The sequence below is a fragment of the Aeromonas sp. DNRA1 genome (assembly GCF_963888745.1).
GTDB lineage: Bacteria > Pseudomonadota > Gammaproteobacteria > Enterobacterales > Aeromonadaceae > Aeromonas > Aeromonas hydrophila.
In genome coordinates, this window is the sequence record NZ_CAWPKQ010000005.1 from 34,590 (window position 1) to 52,145 (window position 17,556).

Consider the following 17,556-nt stretch of genomic DNA (forward strand, 5'->3'; position numbering starts at 1 on the left):
CGCGATGAGCAAGCTCGGGCGCCGCGAGTCGTGCGCCCCCAACCCCGACCCTGGTCGGGGTTGGTCACTGTCAGGGAACCGTTATGATCCGTTTTGACAAGGTCAGCAAGGTCTACAGCGGCGGCCATCAGGCGCTGCAGAAGGTCAGTTTTCACCTGCGCAAGGGGGAGATGGCCTTCCTGACCGGGCACTCGGGTGCAGGCAAGAGTACTCTCCTCAAACTCATCAGCGTGATGGAACGGCCCACCGACGGCCGTGTTTTCTTTCATGGCGACGACGTCAGCCATATCAAGCGGGGGGAGATCCCCTACGTGCGCCGCCAGATCGGCATGATCTTCCAGGATCACCGGCTGCTGATGGACCGCACCGTGTTCGACAACGTGGCGTTGCCGCTGGTGATCGACGGCTACAGCCATGCAGACATCAACAAACGGGTGGCGGCGGCGCTCGACAAGGTGGGGCTGCTCGGCAAGGAACGCTACCAGCCGCGCATGCTCTCCGGCGGCGAACAGCAGCGGGTCGGCATCGCCCGGGCCATCGTCAACAAGCCGCCACTGCTGCTGGCGGATGAACCGACCGGCAACCTGGATCCCCAGCTCTCCATGGACATCATGCGGCTGTTCGAGGAGTTCAACCGCTTCGGTGTCTCCGTGCTGATTGCCACCCACGATCTGGGGCTGATCGCCCGCATGCGCTATCGCACCCTGACCCTCAAGGCGGGTCGCATGTATTCGGCAGGGGAGGAGCTCTGATGGCTATCGTTCGTCATAAACAGCCACCGCTACGGCGCTTCATGATGTACTGGGTCGACCATGCCCGGCAGGCTTTTTCCAGCCTGGGGGAGCTGTGGCGCAACCCGCTTGCATCGCTGATGACGCTGGCGGTGCTGGGGGTCAGTCTGGCGCTGCCCTCCTGTTTCCACGTGCTGTTGAAAAACGCCGAGGTGGTAGAGGGCAGTTGGCAGACCAGCTCTCAGATCTCCCTCTATCTGCGCAAGGATCTGCCCGAGCAGAACATCCTCGACATGAAACAGCGGATCCTGCTCTACCCGGAGGTGGAGTCGGTCACCTACATGAGCCGGGATGAGGCGCTCAAGGAGTTTCGCGAGATCTCCGGGTTTGGCGATGCGCTCGACTACCTCGACAGCAATCCGCTGCCGCCGGTACTGAGCGTGATCCCGGATCCGCGTTGGCAGAACCCGGAAGGGGCGGCCGAGCTGCTCAACAAGCTCAACAACGAAGACGGGGTCGAGCAGGGCAAGCTGGATCTGCAGTGGCTGACCCGGCTGCAGGGGATCATGAACCTGCTGCGCCACACCATCACCGGCATCGCGGTGCTGCTGCTCTCCGCCGTGCTGCTGATCGTCGGCAACACGCTCAGGCTGAATATTCTCAACCAGCGCTCCGAGATCGAAGTGCTCAAGCTGGTGGGGGCGACCGATGCCTTCATCCATCGTCCTTTCCTTTATACCGGCATCTGGTTCGGGGTCATCGGTGGCATGCTGGCCTGGTGGTTGACCGAAGTGATGGTGATCTGGAGCGAAGGGGTGGTGAAGGAGCTGGCTGGCCTCTACAACAGCAACTTCCGGCTGGTGGGGATGGGGGCGGTGGACGGGATCAACCTGATCCTGCTGGGCGCCTTGCTGGGGCTGATCGCCTCCTGGTTTTCGGTCCATCGTCACATTCGCGACATCGAACCGTCCTGATTAATTTATCAGCGTTTTAAAGCGCTGGATTTTGCGACCTGGATCAAGTAAAAGAGTGGCCGTTTCTGGCACGGCCGCCGTTCTGGGAGTAATCTGAACATTGCCGATCTTCGGGATCTTCTCTGGATCCTGTGAACCTTCTGATTTATAAGCAGTCTACAAATGCTGAAGAATTTATACGGGTGTGGCCCCTATGCCTTGCTCGTCTGACTTGGCAAGCATGTGAAGGTTGCGAGCTCCGCAACAATGGACTTAGCATGCTACTTTTCGGGGGTCCTTTATTGTGACCCCCTTTTTTTGACTGTTCATTCATGATTCATCCTGCCGGCCTAAGATAACCCCGGTTCAAACATGCTCAGCATGTTTGATGCAGGCCGCAGAATGGCGTCCGGTCAGTAGACAGGCCCTCTCAGGGTGTTAGACTGATTCGATTGAAAAGTAAGAGGTAGAACATGGGAACTTCATTGCAGCGCACTATGGCTCTGATTCCGCAAGGTAGTCTGGAAGGCTATATCCAGGCAGTAAACTCGATTCCGGTGCTGAGCGCAGAGGAAGAGCGTGAACTGGCTGAGCGTTTGCAGCAGGGTGGCGATCTCGAGGCTGCCCGTCAGCTCGTTATGTCGCACCTGCGCTTTGTCGTTCATGTCGCCAAGAGTTATGCCGGCTACGGTCTGCCCCAGGCCGACCTGGTGCAGGAAGGCAATATCGGCCTGATGAAGGCGGTCAAGCGCTTCGACCCGAGTGTCGGCGTGCGCCTGGTCTCTTTTGCAGTGCACTGGATCAAGGCCGAAATTCACGAATACGTTCTGCGCAACTGGCGCATGGTCAAGGTGGCGACCACCAAGGCCCAGCGCAAGCTGTTCTTCAATCTGCGCAAATCCAAGAAACGTCTGGGCTGGCTGAACCACGAAGAGGTGCAGGCCGTGGCTGCCGACCTCGGGGTTTCCGCCGCCGACGTTACCGAGATGGAAGCGCGCATGAGCAACTACGATCAGGCCTTCGATCTGGTCGGTGATGACGAAGAAGAGGGCGGTTTCGCGCCAGTTCACTATCTGGAGGACAAATCCTCCGATCTGGCCGCCACCATCGAGAACGACAACTGGGACGATCATGCGGCCCGTCGCCTGAGCTCGGCCCTGGCTACCCTGGACGAGCGCAGCCAGCACATCATCCGTGCCCGCTGGCTCGACGATGAGAGCAAGACCACCCTGCAGGAGCTGGCCGATACCTACGGCGTCTCCGCCGAGCGGGTGCGTCAGCTTGAGAAAAACGCCCTCAAGAAGCTGAAGGATGCGATGGAAGCATAAGCCTGTGCGCCGAGCGGGTCCGTCAACTTGAGAAAAATGCTCTCAAGAAGCTGAAAGATGCCACGGAAGCCTGATGCTTCCTCTCATAAAAACAGGGCCTGATGGCCCTGTTTTTGTTTGACGGGGATCTGGTCGGCCTTGCCTTGGTTACCCTTGTGTATGGTATGTTGCCGCCACTGCCACAGTAGGGAGAGCAGATAGTGAAACTCTTGAACGACTTGTTTACCAACAACCGCGAGTGGGCGGAACGGATCAAGGCCGAGGATCCCGAATTCTTTGCTACCCTCTCCGCCCAGCAGGCCCCCGAATACCTCTGGATCGGCTGCTCCGACAGCCGGGTACCCGCCAACCAGCTGATGGGGCTGCTGCCGGGGGATGTGTTCGTCCACCGCAACGTCGCCAACCTGGTAGTACACACCGACTTCAACTGCCTCTCGGTGCTGCAATACGCGGTCGAGGTGCTCAAGGTGAAGCACATCATCGTCTGCGGCCACTACGGCTGCGGCGGCGTCAAGGCGGCGATGCAGAACCAGGAGCTGGGGCTCATCGACAACTGGCTGCGCAACATCAAGGATGTCTACTTCAAGTATCGTGAGCAGCTGGATGCCATCGAGGATGAGCACGAGCGCTTCGACTACCTGTGTGAGCTGAACGTGGCCGAGCAGGTGGCCAACGTCTGTCACACCACCATCATCCAAAACGCCTGGCGCAAGGGGCAGGAGCTGGCGGTACACGGCTGGATCTACGGCATCAAGGACGGTCTGCTGCACGATCTCGATCTCTGCATCAGCGGGCCGGAGCAGATCCCGGACGTCTATCGCGCCTGGCCGGACATGCGTCCGACCCACCGCCGTCGCTGAGGAGCATCCTGTTGGCACCGGCCCTCTATCTGCAGATCAAGCAGCACATTCTGGACGGGATCCGCGAACGCCACTATCAGGCTGGCGACCGGATCCCGACCGAGGCCGCCCTGTGCGAGCAGTTCGCCGTGAGCCGGATGACGGTCAACAAGGCGCTGCGCGAACTGGTGGCCGAGGGGTGGCTGGTGCGTACCGCCGGCTCCGGCAGCTTCGTGGCGGACAGGCGCACCGAGTCGCCGTTGCTGGCCATTCGCAACATTGCCGACGAGATCGCCGAGCGGGGCAGCGAATACAGCGGCCGGGTGATCCGGTTGCAGCGCCAGGCCGCCGATGAGAAGGTGGCGGTGCAGCTGGGCCTGCGGGTCGGCGCCCCCATCTTCCACAGTCTCATCGTCCATCAGGCTGATGGCGAGCCGCTGCAGCTGGAAGAGCGCTTCGTCGATGCCGAGCGGTTGCCACAGTACGGTGAGCAGGACTTTGCCAGCCAGACCCCCAACCGTTATCTGATGGAGGTCTGCCCCCTCTCCGAGATGGAGCACGTGGTGGAGGCGGTGCTGCCAAGTGCCGGCGAGGCCGGCTTGTTGCAGGTGCGGGTCGACACCCCCTGCCTGCTGCTGCATCGGCGTACCTGGTCCGACGGTTATCTGGTCTCCTATGCCCGTTTGCTGTCGCCTGGCTCCCGCTACAAGTTGAGCTCCAAGACCAGTCTCAGCTAATTGTATATACATATTATTTTTGACAAAGCCCGCCTCTGGCGGGCTTTTTTGTGTTTAAGCTCTAATGAATACGCTGTTATCAAGATGTGAACTTGATCCTTTCTTTCCCGTCAGAGATCGGATATAAATTAATGTATATACATTTAGAGGTCGGTATGAACAAGGAATTGTTGAACTGCGAGCGGGTCTGGCTCAACGTGACACCCGCCACCCTGCGCTCCGATCTGGCCGACTACGGTCTGCTGGAACCCCATGCCCTCGGCGTTCACGAGGGGCGGATCCACGCCCTGGTGCCGATGCAGGATCTCAAGGGCCCCTATCCCGCCCATTGGCAGGACATGAAGGGCAAGCTGGTCACCCCCGGCCTCATCGATTGCCACACCCACCTCATCTTCGCCGGCAGCCGCGCCGAAGAGTTCGAACTGCGCCAGAAGGGGGTGCCCTATGCGGAGATCGCCCGCAAGGGCGGCGGCATCATCAGCACGGTGCGCGCCACCCGCGCCGCCAGTGAGGATCAGCTGTTTGAGCTGGCGCTGCCGAGGGTGAAATCCCTGATCCGGGAAGGGGTCACCATGGTGGAGATCAAGTCCGGCTACGGCCTCACCCTGACGGATGAGCTCAAGATGCTGCGGGTCGCCCGCCGACTGGGGGAGGCGCTGCCGATCCGGGTCAAGACAACCCTGCTGGCGGCCCATGCAGTGCCGCCGGAGTATCGCGACGATCCCGACTCCTGGGTCGAGACCATCTGTCAGGAGATCATCCCGGCCGCCGCCGAGGCGGGCCTGGCCGATGCGGTGGACGTCTTCTGTGAACACATCGGCTTCTCGCTGGCCCAGACCGAGCAGGTCTATCTGGCGGCGGATCAATACGGTCTGGCGGTGAAAGGGCACATGGATCAGCTCTCCAACCTCGGTGGCAGCACGCTGGCCGCCAACTTCGGCGCCCTCTCGGTGGATCACCTGGAGTACCTGGATCCGGAGGGGATCCAGGCGCTGGCCCATCGCGGCGTGGTGGCCACCCTGCTGCCCACCGCCTTCTACTTCCTCAAGGAGACCAAGCTGCCGCCGGTCGCTGCGCTGCGCAAGGCGGGGGTGCCGATGGCGGTCTCCTCCGACATCAACCCGGGCACGGCCCCCATCGTCTCGCTGCGGATGGCCATGAACATGGCCTGCACCCTGTTCGGCCTGACCCCGGTGGAGGCCATGGCCGGAGTGACCCGCCATGCCGCCCGCGCGCTTGGCGAGCAGGAGCAGCTGGGGCAGCTCAGGGTCGGCATGCTGGCGGACTTTCTGGTCTGGAACTGCGGCCATCCGGCCGAGCTCAGCTACCTCATTGGCGTCGATCAGCTGGTGAGCCGGGTGGTCAACGGCGAGGAGACGCTCCATGGATAAGTTCAACCCGGTTGACATGTCGGTCTGGCAGGGGCGCCAGGATCCGGAAGATGGCGAGCTGGCCCTGCGCTGGCACGACAAGGTACAACCCTGGCCACAAGCCGGCAGCACCGCTGCGGGCGTAGCCCTGGTCGGCTTTGCCTGTGACGAGGGGGTGCGCCGCAACAAGGGGCGGGTAGGGGCCGCCGGTGCGCCGCTGGCGGTGCGCAAGCTGCTGGCCAACAGCGCCTGGCATCTGGGTCGACCCGTCTATGACTGTGGTGACGTGAACTGCGAGGATGGCGATCTCGACGCCGCCCATGGCCGCCTGGCCGAACGGGTGGCCCGCTTGCTGGACGAGGGGCACTTCCCGCTGGTGCTGGGGGGCGGCCATGAGGTGGCCTTCGGCAGCTGGAGCGGCCTCAACCTGCATCTGGCTGGCCGTGGCCGGGTCGGCATCATCAACTTCGATGCCCACTTCGACCTGCGCATGAAGCTGGAGCAGGCGAGCTCCGGCACCCCCTTCTTCCAGATTGCCGAGCAGTGCGCCGCCCAGGGTACGCCGTTTACCTACGCCTGCCTCGGGGTGGCCGAGACCGCCAATACCCAGGCGCTGTTCGCGCGCGCCGAGGCGCTGGGGGTGTGGCACGTGCTGGACGAGGTGATGACGCCGGCCGAGCTGCCGGTCTTGTTAAGCGGGCTGGATGCCTTTATCGCCCGCTGCGATCACCTCTATCTGACCATCGATCTCGACGTGCTGCCGGCAGCCGTGATGCCGGGAGTGAGTGCCCCCGCCGCCCGTGGCGTGGAGCTGGCAGTCATCGAACCGCTTATCGCCCATATCCGGGCCAGCGGCAAGCTCAGGCTCGCCGATCTGGCCGAATACAACCCGAGTCTGGATCAGGACAACCGCAGTGCCCGCGTGGCTGCGCGGCTGATCCATCAGTTAACCAAGTAGCGGCCTGCCACTGGCCGGCCGCCACCCTGCTGCATCGATAAACAAGGAGTGTATATGTCTGAGCAACACCAGGATCCCCGCCACGATCCCAATCGCGTGATCCGCGCCCCGCGCGGCACCAAGCTGACCGCCAAGAGCTGGCTCACCGAAGCGCCGCTGCGGATGCTGATGAACAACCTGGATCCCGAGGTGGCCGAGCATCCCCAGTCGTTGGTGGTGTATGGCGGCATCGGCCGCGCCGCCCGCAACTGGGCCTGCTTCGACAAGATCGTCGAGGTGCTGACCCGGCTCGAGGAAAACGAGACTCTGCTGGTGCAGTCCGGCAAGCCGGTCGGGGTGTTCCAGACCCACAAGGACGCACCGCGAGTGCTGATCGCCAACTCCAACCTGGTGCCGCACTGGGCCAACTGGGAGCACTTCAACGAGCTCGATAAAAAGGGCCTGATGATGTACGGCCAGATGACCGCCGGATCCTGGATCTACATAGGCACTCAGGGGATCGTGCAGGGCACCTACGAGACCTTCTTCGCGGTGGCCAACCAGCACTTCAACGGCGAGCCCAAGGGGCGCTGGATCCTGACCGGCGGGCTCGGCGGCATGGGTGGCGCCCAGCCGCTGGCCGCCACCATGGCCGGCTTCTCGATGATCGCGGTGGAGTGCGACGAGACCCGCATCGATTTTCGTCTGCGTACCCGTTATGTGGACAAGAAGGCCCACAGCCTGGATGAGGCGCTGGCCATGATCGAAGAGGCCAGGCAGAGCGGCAGCGCCGTCTCCGTCGGTCTGCTCGGCAACGCCGCCGACGTGTTCGCCGAGCTGGTGGCCCGTGGCATTACCCCGGACGTGGTGACCGACCAGACTTCTGCCCACGACCCGGTGCATGGCTACCTGCCCCAGGGCTGGAGCGTGGCCCAGTGGCGCGCGCTGCAAAAATCCGCTCCCCAGGAGGTGAACGTCGCCGCCCGCCACTCCATGGCTCGGCAGGTCGAAGCCATGCTGACCCTGCAATCTCGCGGCGCAGCGACCCTGGATTACGGCAACAACATCCGCCAGATGGCGCTGGAGGAGGGGGTGAAAAACGCCTTCGACTTCCCCGGCTTCGTCCCGGCCTACATTCGCCCGCTGTTCTGCGAGGGGATTGGCCCGTTCCGCTGGGTGGCGCTCTCCGGCGATCCGGAAGATATCTACAAGACCGACCAGAAGGTGAAAGAGCTGATCCCCGATGATCCTCACCTGCACAACTGGCTCGACATGGCTCGCGAGCGCATCGCCTTCCAGGGCCTGCCGGCGCGGATCTGCTGGGTCGGGGTCAAGGATCGGGTGCGCCTCGGCCTGGCCTTCAACGAGATGGTCAAGAATGGCGAGCTGAAAGCCCCCATCGTCATCGGCCGCGATCACCTGGATTCCGGCTCGGTGGCGAGCCCGAACCGCGAGACCGAGTCGATGATGGATGGCTCCGATGCCGTTTCCGACTGGCCGCTGCTCAACGCCCTGCTCAACACGGCCGGCGGCGCGACCTGGGTCTCTCTGCACCACGGTGGCGGTGTGGGCATGGGCTTCTCCCAGCACTCCGGCGTGGTGATCGTCTGTGACGGCACCGATGACGCCGCCAAGCGGGTCGGTCGCGTACTGCGCAACGACCCGGCTACCGGGGTGATGCGTCACGCCGACGCCGGCTACGAGATTGCCATCAACTGCGCCCACGAGGCGAAACTGGATCTGCCGATGATTGACGGCGCCAACGGTGTCAAAGGAAAGGTGTAACACCATGTTTGAATTGACTATTACTCCGGGCGAGCTGGATCTTGCCACCCTGCGCCGCGTCAGCCGCGAGCCGGTACACGTTTCACTGGATCCCGCCGCTCTGGCGGGGATCCACGCCTCCGCCGCCGTGGTCACCAAGGTGATCGAGCAAAACCGGGTGGTGTATGGCATCAACACCGGCTTTGGCCTGTTGGCTAACACCCGCATTCCGGTGGAGCAGCTGGACGAGCTGCAGCGCTCCATCGTGCTCTCTCATGCGGCGGGGATTGGCGAGTACATGGATGACGCCACCGTGCGGCTGATGATGGTGCTCAAGCTCAACTCGCTGGCGCGCGGCTTCTCCGGCATCCGGCTGGTGGTGCTGGAGGCCCTGATGCGACTCATCAATGCCGAAGTCTACCCGGTGGTGCCGAAGAAGGGCTCCGTCGGCGCCTCCGGCGATCTGGCGCCGCTGGCCCACATGAGCTGTCTGCTGATCGGGGAGGGCAAGGCCCGCCACGCTGGCGAGCTGATCGATGCCGCCACGGCCCTGAAGATTGCCGGGCTGGAGCCCATCGCGCTGGCACCGAAAGAGGGGCTGGCCCTGCTCAACGGCACCCAGGCGAGCACCGCCTTCGCGCTGGAAGGCTTGTTCCACGCCGAGGATCTCTACGCCGGCGCTATTACCATCGGCGCCATGAGCGTGGAGGCGGCCCTTGGCAGCCGCCGCCCGTTCGATGCCCGCATCCACGCGGTGCGTGGTCAGCGTGGCCAGATTGACGCGGCCGCCTGCTATCGCCACCTGCTGGTGGATGGCAGCGAGATCGGCATGTCCCATCACAACTGCGAGAAGGTGCAGGATCCCTACTCCCTGCGCTGCCAGCCGCAGGTGATGGGTGCCTGCCTGACCCAGATCCGCCAGGCGGCCGAGGTATTGGCGAGCGAGGCCAACGCGGTCTCCGACAATCCGCTGGTGTTTGCCGAGGACGAAGATATCCTCTCCGGCGGCAACTTCCACGCAGAACCCGTGGCCTTCGCCGCCGACAACCTGGCGCTGGCCATCGCCGAGATCGGGTCGCTGTCCGAGCGGCGCATGGCGCTGCTGATCGACTCGCGGATGTCTGGTCTGCCGGCCTTCCTGGTCAACAACGGCGGGGTGAATTCGGGCTTCATGATCGCCCAGGTCACCTCGGCGGCGCTCGCCTCCGAGAACAAGACCCTGGCCCATCCGGCCTCGGTGGACAGCCTGCCGACGTCTGCCAACCAGGAGGATCACGTCTCCATGGCCACCTTCGCCGGCCGTCGACTGGCGGACATGGCCGAGAACACCCGTGGCATTCTGGCGGTGGAACTGCTGGCGGCAGCGCAAGGGCTGGATTTTCGTGCTCCCCTGCGCAGCACCGAGCTCATCGAGCTGGCCAAGGGCCGGCTGCGGGAAGAGGTCAGCTTCTATGACAAGGACAGGTACTTCGCACCGGACATCGAGGCGGCCGCCGCGCTGCTGGGCCGTGCCAGCTACAACGACCTGCTCCCTGCCGGCGTGTTGCCGAGCCTCTAAGCAGCCATCCCGCCCATAGCAAAAGACCGCCCAATCGGGCGGTCTTTTCGTTGCTGCGGTTGGTGCGCGGTTATTCGTGCTCGAACATCAGGAACAGGTACACCACGAACAGCACCAGGTGAGTGGCTCCGTGCAGCACATTGGTGCGGCCGCTGCTGAAGGTCACCTTGCACACCATCAGGGTGGTGAACAGCAGTACCATGTCGGCGGCGGAGAGGCCCAGGCGCACCTCCTGCCCCAGCATGGCGCCGATGAACAGCACCGCAGGTACGGTGAGGGCGATGGTGGCCAGCACAGAGCCGAAGTAGAGGTTCATGGCCCGCTGCAGCTGATTGTTGAAGGCGGCCTTGATGGCGCCGACCGCCTCGGGGGCCAGCACGATACAGGCGACGATGAAGCCGCCCAGCGCTGGCGGCGCCGCCAGTACCTTGACCCCGTGGTTGATGGGAATGGCGAGGGTCTTGGCCAGCAGGATCACCACCACCAGATAGGCGAGCAGCAACAGGGTGTGGTAGACGTTGCTCTGCAGCGGGCCGTGGTGCTCTTCGTAATCCTCGTGATCGCTGTCGATGAAGAAGTGGCTGTGGCTGCGGGTCTGGATCAGCAGGAAGACACCATAGAGCAGCACCGAGATGATGATGAGCATCCAGGACATGGCGCTCGACATGCTGCCGATGTTGCCCCCTTCGGTGAAGTTGGGCAGCACCAGGCAGAGCAGGGCCAGCGGGATGATGGCCACCAGATAGGATTTGACCCCGTCCAGATTGAAGCTCTGGGTGTGGTAGCGCCAGCCGCCGAACAGCAGGGTGAAGCCCACCAGGCCGTTGGTCACCAGCATCACCACGGCAAACATGGTGTCGCGGGCCATCACTGGATTGGGTTCGCCGGTCAGCATGACCGAGGAGATCATCACCACTTCCAGCGAGATGACCGACAGGGTGAGGATCAGGGTGCCAAAAGGCTCGCCAAGCTTGATGGCAAGGGCATCCGAGTGGCGTACCACCGAGAAGATGGCCCAGGTGACGATGGCAAGCAGCACCGCCGAGACAGGAAGATAAATCCCGAGCGGAGTGGCCTCTGTCAGCAGGTCGCTGCCGAGCGTCTTGAAAAAGAGCAGGGTGAGCAGGCCAACGGGCAGGGCAATCTCTTGCCGGATAAATGACTTCATAGGCAATGGTTCTCATCATCTCATCAGGGCGGCGTGAGCCGACGGGTAAGGAACAGGGTGGCGGCGCCACATGAGGTGGCGTGCCTGTTCATGATAAGGGGAGTTGTCCGCTCAAGGGAAAATCATTTTGTTGCTCATTTTGTTGCAAAATATGAGCGGTCGGCCTCGGCAGTGTGGATCAGCGCTCACCCGTGTGGTTCTGATACCAGGCCAGCAGCCAGATCTTCAACTTGGTCAGCGCCATGGGCGGGGCATAGACATAGCCCTGGATCAGGTGCACGCCGTGCTGCTGCAGATAGTCGACCTGCTCCTGGCGCTCGACCCCTTCGGCGATCATCTCCATGCCCGACTCGCGGCCGAAGGCGATGGTGGCATCCAGCACGCTGCGCTTGAGGTCGTCGGTGCCTATGGTGTCGACGAACATCTTGTCGATCTTGATCTGGCGGATGCCGAGCCGTTGCAGGTAGGCGAAGCCGCCGTAACCGGTGCCGAAGTCATCCAGCTTGAAGTGGTAGCCCTGCTGTTGCAGGGCGGTGATCTCGATGACGGCCGTCTTGATGTCGGTGATGGGCTTGCGTTCGGTCAGCTCGAAGGTGAGCTGGGCGGGAGAGGGCCAGCCGTGCTGCAACAGCAGGTTGCGCAAATGCGGGTGCTCGAGGTGGGCGGCCACTATGTTGACGCTGACCCATTGGCCGGGGGCGAGCCTGGGCAGATCCGCGATGACCCTTTCCAGCAGCTGGCTGGTCATCGGCAGGATCAGCTGCTGCTCCTCTGCATAGTCGATGAAGGCGCCGGGCGGGATCAGGCCGCCGCCACGCTGCCAGCGCAGCAGCGCCTCGAAGCCGACCACCTGCTGGCTGCGGCTGTCGACCACGGGTTGATAGAAGGGCACGAACTCGCGCCGTGCCAGCCCGGCCTGCAGTAACCCCTTGAGCGAGCGCCGATAGTTGCGTAGCCCCCAGTAGGCGGCGACCAGCAGGGTGCCCACGGCGGCGCCGAGCCAGAGCCCATCGTGGCGGGCCTGCTGCTGGGCGTAGTGTTCGAGCGCCCGGCCTGCCCACAGGGTCTGCCTGATCTCCTGATTGGGGTCGAAAAAGCTCAGGCTCTGGCTGCCCTCCTCCTGCTTGATGCTGCTGTCACCGCGGGGAAAGATCGGGCTTGATGCCCCTGGCTGTTGCTGGCCGAACTCCAGATAGAAGCAGTTGGAGCAAGGGGTCTGCAACAAGGCATGGCTCCAGCTGTTGTTCAGTACCCAGTAGACGATGTTGCCACCGGTGCGGTAGTAGGCGACCAGCTCCTGCTCGGTGTGGAAGCGGGCCTGGGTGGCGGCGATCCCGAACTGCTCCTGATTGGTGTAGGGCGGCAGTTCGGCCGGGGTGAAGGGCAGATCCAGTCCCAGACTGGAACAGCCACCACCGTTGGCGAGCAGGATCCCCTGGATGCGGATGTGGCTGTTGTAGTAACGGGGGTCCCGCAGCAGGGTCATGTCTTGACGTCCGCAATCAAACTGGAAGCGGGTCAGCTGATGGCGGATGTTGTTGTCCAGCAGACGGTGGCGTTCCGCCAACGCGGTCTCGACCTCCATCTTCTTCTCTTGCAGCAACTGATGGGCCAGCGGGCCGCCGAGCAGCTGACTGATGGGCAGGCTGGCCAGCAGGGGCAGGCAGAACAGCAGCAGGCTGAGCCAGAGGGGGGAGATGGGTCGCAAGGTGCACCTGCCTGATGTGGGGATGGGATGCATATGGGTGGCATCATCATAGTGCATTAGCTGAATCGATTTGAGCGGAACCGATCACACTTGTGGCGTGAATTTATAATGTGCTGATAAATAATGGTTTTATAAAGTGAGTTGCTGAAGATTCAATCGCTGACCTGTCATAAATGACAATTGTCCAGCTTATCTGAAGTGGCTAGAGTAGCCGTGCGGTTTGACTCACCGTGTGTTCAATACTCCTGTATCTGTTTTTTTGTCAGTAGCACAGAGTGTTAGTTTTGATATGAGTGTTTCTTTTGGTCCCCTTTGTGGGACCATTTTTCTGCCCGTCGTTCAGCCAGTGCACTGAGTTTCCTCCTGTTTCTTTCCGTCATCCGTCATTTTTTGGCCGTCACCCCGCCCGGGGCTTGGTGTTCTCGTACCGGTTTGGGTATGCTCGCCCGCTTAATTCCAGAAGCGGGATCTTCGTCCATAGGCGCGCTTCGAGGTTGGCTGATACGATGAAGCCACATGGATGTTGTCGGGCATACGGAAAGGTACATGAAACTGACCACTCAGCTTGTCTCGTTTATCACCCTGTGCGTCATTGCGGCCATGGCCATGGTGCTGCTTGGCGGGGTGTTCAGCTTTCGCGAGCTGGGCATGGAGATGCAACAGAAGAAGGTCAACTCGCTGGTCGAGATCATCGACAAGCAGCTGGAGATGGCCGACGATCATCAGGATCTCACCCGCTGGCTGCCGACCCTGCTGCGCTCTGCCCACGTGGTGGAGCTGGAGATCCGCCAGGACAAGCAGCGGATCTACTGGTTTCGCGACGTACAGCAGCCGACTGACGAGAACCTGCTGATCCCCTATCACCAGCCCATGCCCCATCAGCCTGGCATGCAGGCCGACTTCAAGCTGGAGCGGCCGTTCAAGGAGTTCGAGTACTCCATGAAGGCGATGTCCGGCATCTCCCTTGGCGTTTTCATCGTGGTGTTCGGCCTCTGGTACTCCATCCGCTGGCTGCGGTTGCAGTTGCGGGGAGCCGAGTTGCTGGCGGAACGGGCCCAGCTGATCCTCGACAACAAGCTCACCAAGCTGTCCCACGATACAGCCGACGAGTGGCCGCAGCCGGCCAGTCAGGCTCTCGACTATCTGCTGGCCGAGCTGGCGGATGCCCGCAAGGAGCGCAGCCGCTTCGACAATTTCATTCGCAGCAACGCCTTCGTGGACAAGATGACCGGCATCGGCAACCGGCTGTTCTTCGACAACCGGCTGGAGAGCGCCATCATGGAGGCGAGCGTGATGAGCGGCGGCGTGCTGCTGATCGAGCTGGCCGGGCTGGAAGAGCTGGATCCCGAGCTGAACGGCCGCCAGAGCCAGGATCTGCTGATGGAGGCAAGCGCCTCCATCGCCGCTTTCGTGCGCAAGCACAACGGTGCCCTGCAGGCCCGTTATGCTGGCCAGGTGTTTGCCGTGCTGCTGCCCAACATGTCGGAAAGCGAGATGGTGGATGCCGCCGGCCAGCTGCACAAGAGCCTGCAGCGGCTGCACTGGCCCGAGGCGGTCAATCCGGATACCGCCGTCTATCTCGGCGCAGTTTGCTATCAGGCACAAGACTCCCTGCTCAAGGTACAGGAGGAGGCGGAGCTGGCGCTCAAGAGTGCGCGGCTGCAGGGCCACACCGGCTGGTTCCTCTTCGAGAAGCAACTGGACGAGGAGCAGAGCAGCAAGGGCACGGTACGCTGGCGCACCCTGATCGGCCGGCGCATCGAAGAGCACGGCATCGACTTCTACGTGCAGCCGGTGCAGCAGGAGCGGGATCAGGTGGTATTGCAGCAGGATCTGCTGATCCGGATCCACGACGAGCAGGGGCGGGAGCTGCAGGCCGGTGTCTTCATGCCGATGGCGGAGAAGGCGGGGTTGCTGCTGCCGCTGGATCGGCTGGTGGCGGAACAGACCCTCGGCCTGCTGCGCCAGCGCTCCGAACAGAGCTGCCCCATCAGCCTGACCCTCTGCGCCCAGAGCCTGCTGCACCGGGAGTTTCAGCGCTGGCTGTTCTTCGATCTGTTCCAGCTGCCGCGCAGCACCAACGAGCGCTTGATCCTGCAACTCTCCGAGGCTCAGGTCACCCGCCACTACGAGGCGCTCAAGCGGCCATTGCGGGCACTGCGGATGCTGGGCTGCCAGCTGGCCATCGATCACGCAGGTCAGGATGTGGTGAGCACCCAGTACATCAAGGAGTTCGAGATCAACTTCCTCAAGTTGCACCCCAGCCTGGTGCGCGAGATCCATACCCGCCAGGTCAACCAGATGGCGGTGCGCAGCCTGGTGGGGGGCTGTGCCAACACCCGCACCCGGGTCATCGCCGTGGGGGTGGAGAGCGGCGATGAGTGGAAGATGCTGCGCCACCTCGGGGTGCACGCCGGGCAGGGCCCCTGGTTCGCCGAGCCACAGCCATTGGTGCTGGAGCCTGCCGGCGCCTGATGAATGCAAGAGAGGGTCGCCTGGGCGACCCTCTCTTTTTGTGGTTCAGCGCCGGAATTGCGTCCTGCATGCCGTCACAGGCGCCCCTGCTCCCTCAGCCCCGCCAGCCCCTGCATGCCACCGGTGTGGATGAAGACGATCTTGCTGCCGCGCGGGATGCGGCCAGTCGCCAGCTCGCGAAACAGCCCCCACATCGCCTTGCCGCTGTAGATGGGCTCCAGCGGCAGGCCCGTCTCGGCGCTGAAGGTCTGCACCCACTGCCAGAGCGCCGGACTGAACTTGGCATAGCCGCCGTCGTGGTGATCCAGCGCGATCCGCCAGCCGGGCGTGTCGGCGGCGGCAGGGTTGAGCCGACGCACCTCGTCGGCGATGAAGCTCCCCCCCTTGAGTACCGCGATGGCGAGGATCTGTTCTCCTTCCCGCTTGCCGGCGATGAGCCCGGCCAGGGTGCCACCGCTGGCGCAGGGCAGCACCCAGAGATCCGGCGAGAAGGGGACTTCATCGACCAGCTCGGCCACCCCGGGAATGGCCAGCGGGCTGCTGCCCCCTTCCGGCACTATCAGGGTCTCTTCATCCTCGAATTGGGCCAGCCAGGCGGGATCCTGCCGCCGCCGGTAGCGCTGGCGGTCGACAAAAACGAGATCCATGCCCCAGCCTTTTGCTGCGCTCAGAGTGCAGTTGCTGACGGCTTCCGGCTCCCCGCGTATGATGCCGGTAGTACGCAGGCCAGATTGGCACCCCGCTGCCGCTAGGGCATGGATGTGATTGGAGTAGGCGCCGCCAAACGAGAGCAGATGGCGTTTGCCCTGCTCTCTGGCATGCAGCAGGTGGTACTTGAGCTTGCGCCACTTGTTGCCCGAGAGGACGGGGTGGATCAGATCGTCCCGTTTGCACCAGAGCTGGACTCCATGGGCGCTCAGTAGCGGATGTGAGACAGCTTGCAGCGGCGAGGGCAACAGGGCGGGCGGCAGGGGCAGCAGCGCCATCGGGGGCGATTGGGGTGACAATGAGTAATCGGTCATTTATCTGGAGGCTAATGCTCTGTTTATGCTAAGGTTTAATCCGTTTTGGGCAGCCAGGTGCGGGTTTCAATGAAACAACTTTTCAGACGTTCGACCCCCAGCCGTCAGGTAGGACTCCTGCTGGCCAGCGATCGGATCATGCTGGCTTCGCTCGGCAACCCACCTATCTTCGCCACCCGCGCCATCAACGGTCCGCAAGAGTGGTCCCAGGCCATGGCCGAGCTGTTCAGCCGCCACGGCCTCGCCAAGTCTAAGGTGCGAGTCGCCCTCGCGGCCAGCCTTTACCAACAGGTCCAGATCGACAAGCCCGCCGTTCCCGATGCCGAAATGGCCGGTGCCCTGCCCTGGGCGATCAAGGATTATGTCAGCGAATCCGTGCTGCAGCTCGCCATGGATTATGTGGATCTGCCCACCCCGCCGGCGGGCCGGCCGCGCATCAACGTGATCTGCGTGCCCAAGGCGCGGGTTCAGCAGCTGGCGGATGCGGTCAACGGCATCGCCAGCCTGGACGCCATCGTCAGCGACGAGCTGGCGATGACCGCGCTGTACGAGCCGGATCAGACGGTGCGCATGCTGCTGTGGCAGCCGAAGGGGCAGGATCTGCAACTGCTGGTGTTCCATCAGGGGGGGCTCTGCTTCTCCCGCCAGCTGCGCGGTTTTGGCGCCCTCACCGGCGAGCATGAGCCTGACGCCATGCTGCTCGATTCGCTGGCGCTGGAGATCCAGCGCTCCCTCGATTACTTGGTTGGCCAGCTCAAACTACCGGAACTCGGCCAGATGCAGCTCGCCATCGCCTCGCCCTTCATCGGTACCCTGGTGCGCCACATGGAGCAGACCTTCGGCTTTGCTGTCTCTGCCATGGCCAACAAGGCGATCCTGTCCGGCGTGGAATATCTCTCGGCCTATGCCGCCGCCCTGGGAGGTGAGCAATGAGCGCGCTTGCCATGTCGACTGCCAAGGTCAACA

14 protein-coding genes are annotated in these 17,556 nt (G+C 62.8%); 11 read left to right on the plus strand and 3 right to left on the minus strand.

Translation table 11 applies throughout. The features are described from left to right. The first annotated feature begins 83 nt into the window (after positions 1-83). From ftsE to hutH, 9 genes are all read left to right on the plus strand, one after another. Positions 84-752, plus strand: a complete 669-nt coding sequence (gene ftsE / locus AACQ43_RS16120) for a cell division ATP-binding protein FtsE (RefSeq protein WP_011704349.1) — start codon at positions 84-86, stop codon at positions 750-752. Then, positions 752-1,705, plus strand: a complete 954-nt coding sequence (gene ftsX, locus AACQ43_RS16125; protein ID WP_011704350.1) for a permease-like cell division protein FtsX — start codon at positions 752-754, stop codon at positions 1,703-1,705. Before ftsE ends, ftsX begins: the two co-directional genes overlap by 1 nt. Before the next feature lie 452 nt (positions 1,706-2,157). Continuing rightward, a complete protein-coding gene (gene rpoH / locus AACQ43_RS16130) occupies positions 2,158-3,012 on the plus strand; it encodes an RNA polymerase sigma factor RpoH (RefSeq protein WP_168967874.1) in 855 nt (284 codons plus the stop codon). Positions 3,013-3,212: 200 nt separating this feature from the next. Next, positions 3,213-3,872, plus strand: a complete 660-nt coding sequence (gene can, locus AACQ43_RS16135; protein ID WP_168967875.1) for a carbonate dehydratase — start codon at positions 3,213-3,215, stop codon at positions 3,870-3,872. A gap of 11 nt (positions 3,873-3,883) precedes the next feature. Further along, positions 3,884-4,588: a histidine utilization repressor gene (hutC, locus tag AACQ43_RS16140; protein WP_011704352.1), complete on the plus strand. Its 705-nt coding sequence runs from the start codon at positions 3,884-3,886 to the stop codon at positions 4,586-4,588. Between the two features lie 155 nt (positions 4,589-4,743). After that, positions 4,744-5,979 (plus strand): imidazolonepropionase, encoded by a 1,236-nt coding sequence (gene hutI, locus AACQ43_RS16145; RefSeq protein WP_168967876.1) that lies wholly within the window; start codon positions 4,744-4,746, stop codon positions 5,977-5,979. Continuing rightward, positions 5,972-6,916, plus strand: a complete 945-nt coding sequence (gene hutG / locus AACQ43_RS16150) for a formimidoylglutamase (RefSeq protein WP_168967877.1) — start codon at positions 5,972-5,974, stop codon at positions 6,914-6,916. The genes hutI and hutG overlap by 8 nt, the downstream gene beginning before the upstream one ends. Before the next feature lie 54 nt (positions 6,917-6,970). After that, positions 6,971-8,680, plus strand: a complete 1,710-nt coding sequence (gene hutU, locus AACQ43_RS16155; protein WP_076361698.1) for a urocanate hydratase — start codon at positions 6,971-6,973, stop codon at positions 8,678-8,680. A gap of 4 nt (positions 8,681-8,684) precedes the next feature. Then, the gene (gene hutH, locus AACQ43_RS16160; protein ID WP_168967878.1) at positions 8,685-10,217 is read left to right on the plus strand and encodes a histidine ammonia-lyase; all 1,533 of its coding nucleotides are present in this window, start codon (positions 8,685-8,687) and stop codon (positions 10,215-10,217) included. 70 nt (positions 10,218-10,287) lie between these two features. Here the strand turns inward: hutH and AACQ43_RS16165 are convergent, their stop codons facing one another. Continuing rightward, positions 10,288-11,385, minus strand: a complete 1,098-nt coding sequence (locus AACQ43_RS16165; protein ID WP_017408799.1) for a calcium:proton antiporter — start codon at positions 11,383-11,385, stop codon at positions 10,288-10,290. A 178-nt stretch (positions 11,386-11,563) separates the two neighbouring features. Beyond that, positions 11,564-13,093, minus strand: a complete 1,530-nt coding sequence (locus AACQ43_RS16170; protein WP_168967879.1) for an EAL domain-containing protein — start codon at positions 13,091-13,093, stop codon at positions 11,564-11,566. A 546-nt stretch (positions 13,094-13,639) separates the two neighbouring features. Between AACQ43_RS16170 and AACQ43_RS16175 the strand changes: the two genes are divergently transcribed. Then, on the plus strand, positions 13,640-15,568 hold the full coding sequence (locus AACQ43_RS16175) for an RNase E specificity factor CsrD (RefSeq protein ID WP_168967880.1): 1,929 nt from the start codon (positions 13,640-13,642) through the stop codon (positions 15,566-15,568). Between the two features lie 74 nt (positions 15,569-15,642). On the opposite strand, the gene AACQ43_RS16180 is transcribed toward AACQ43_RS16175, so the two are convergent. Continuing rightward, positions 15,643-16,590, minus strand: a complete 948-nt coding sequence (locus AACQ43_RS16180; protein WP_168967881.1) for a 1-aminocyclopropane-1-carboxylate deaminase/D-cysteine desulfhydrase — start codon at positions 16,588-16,590, stop codon at positions 15,643-15,645. Between the two features lie 69 nt (positions 16,591-16,659). Here AACQ43_RS16180 and mshI point away from each other — a divergent pair, with 69 nt between their 5' ends. Continuing rightward, a complete protein-coding gene (gene mshI, locus AACQ43_RS16185) occupies positions 16,660-17,523 on the plus strand; it encodes an MSHA fimbrial biogenesis protein MshI (protein WP_017408803.1) in 864 nt (287 codons plus the stop codon). Positions 17,524-17,556 lie beyond the last annotated feature (33 nt).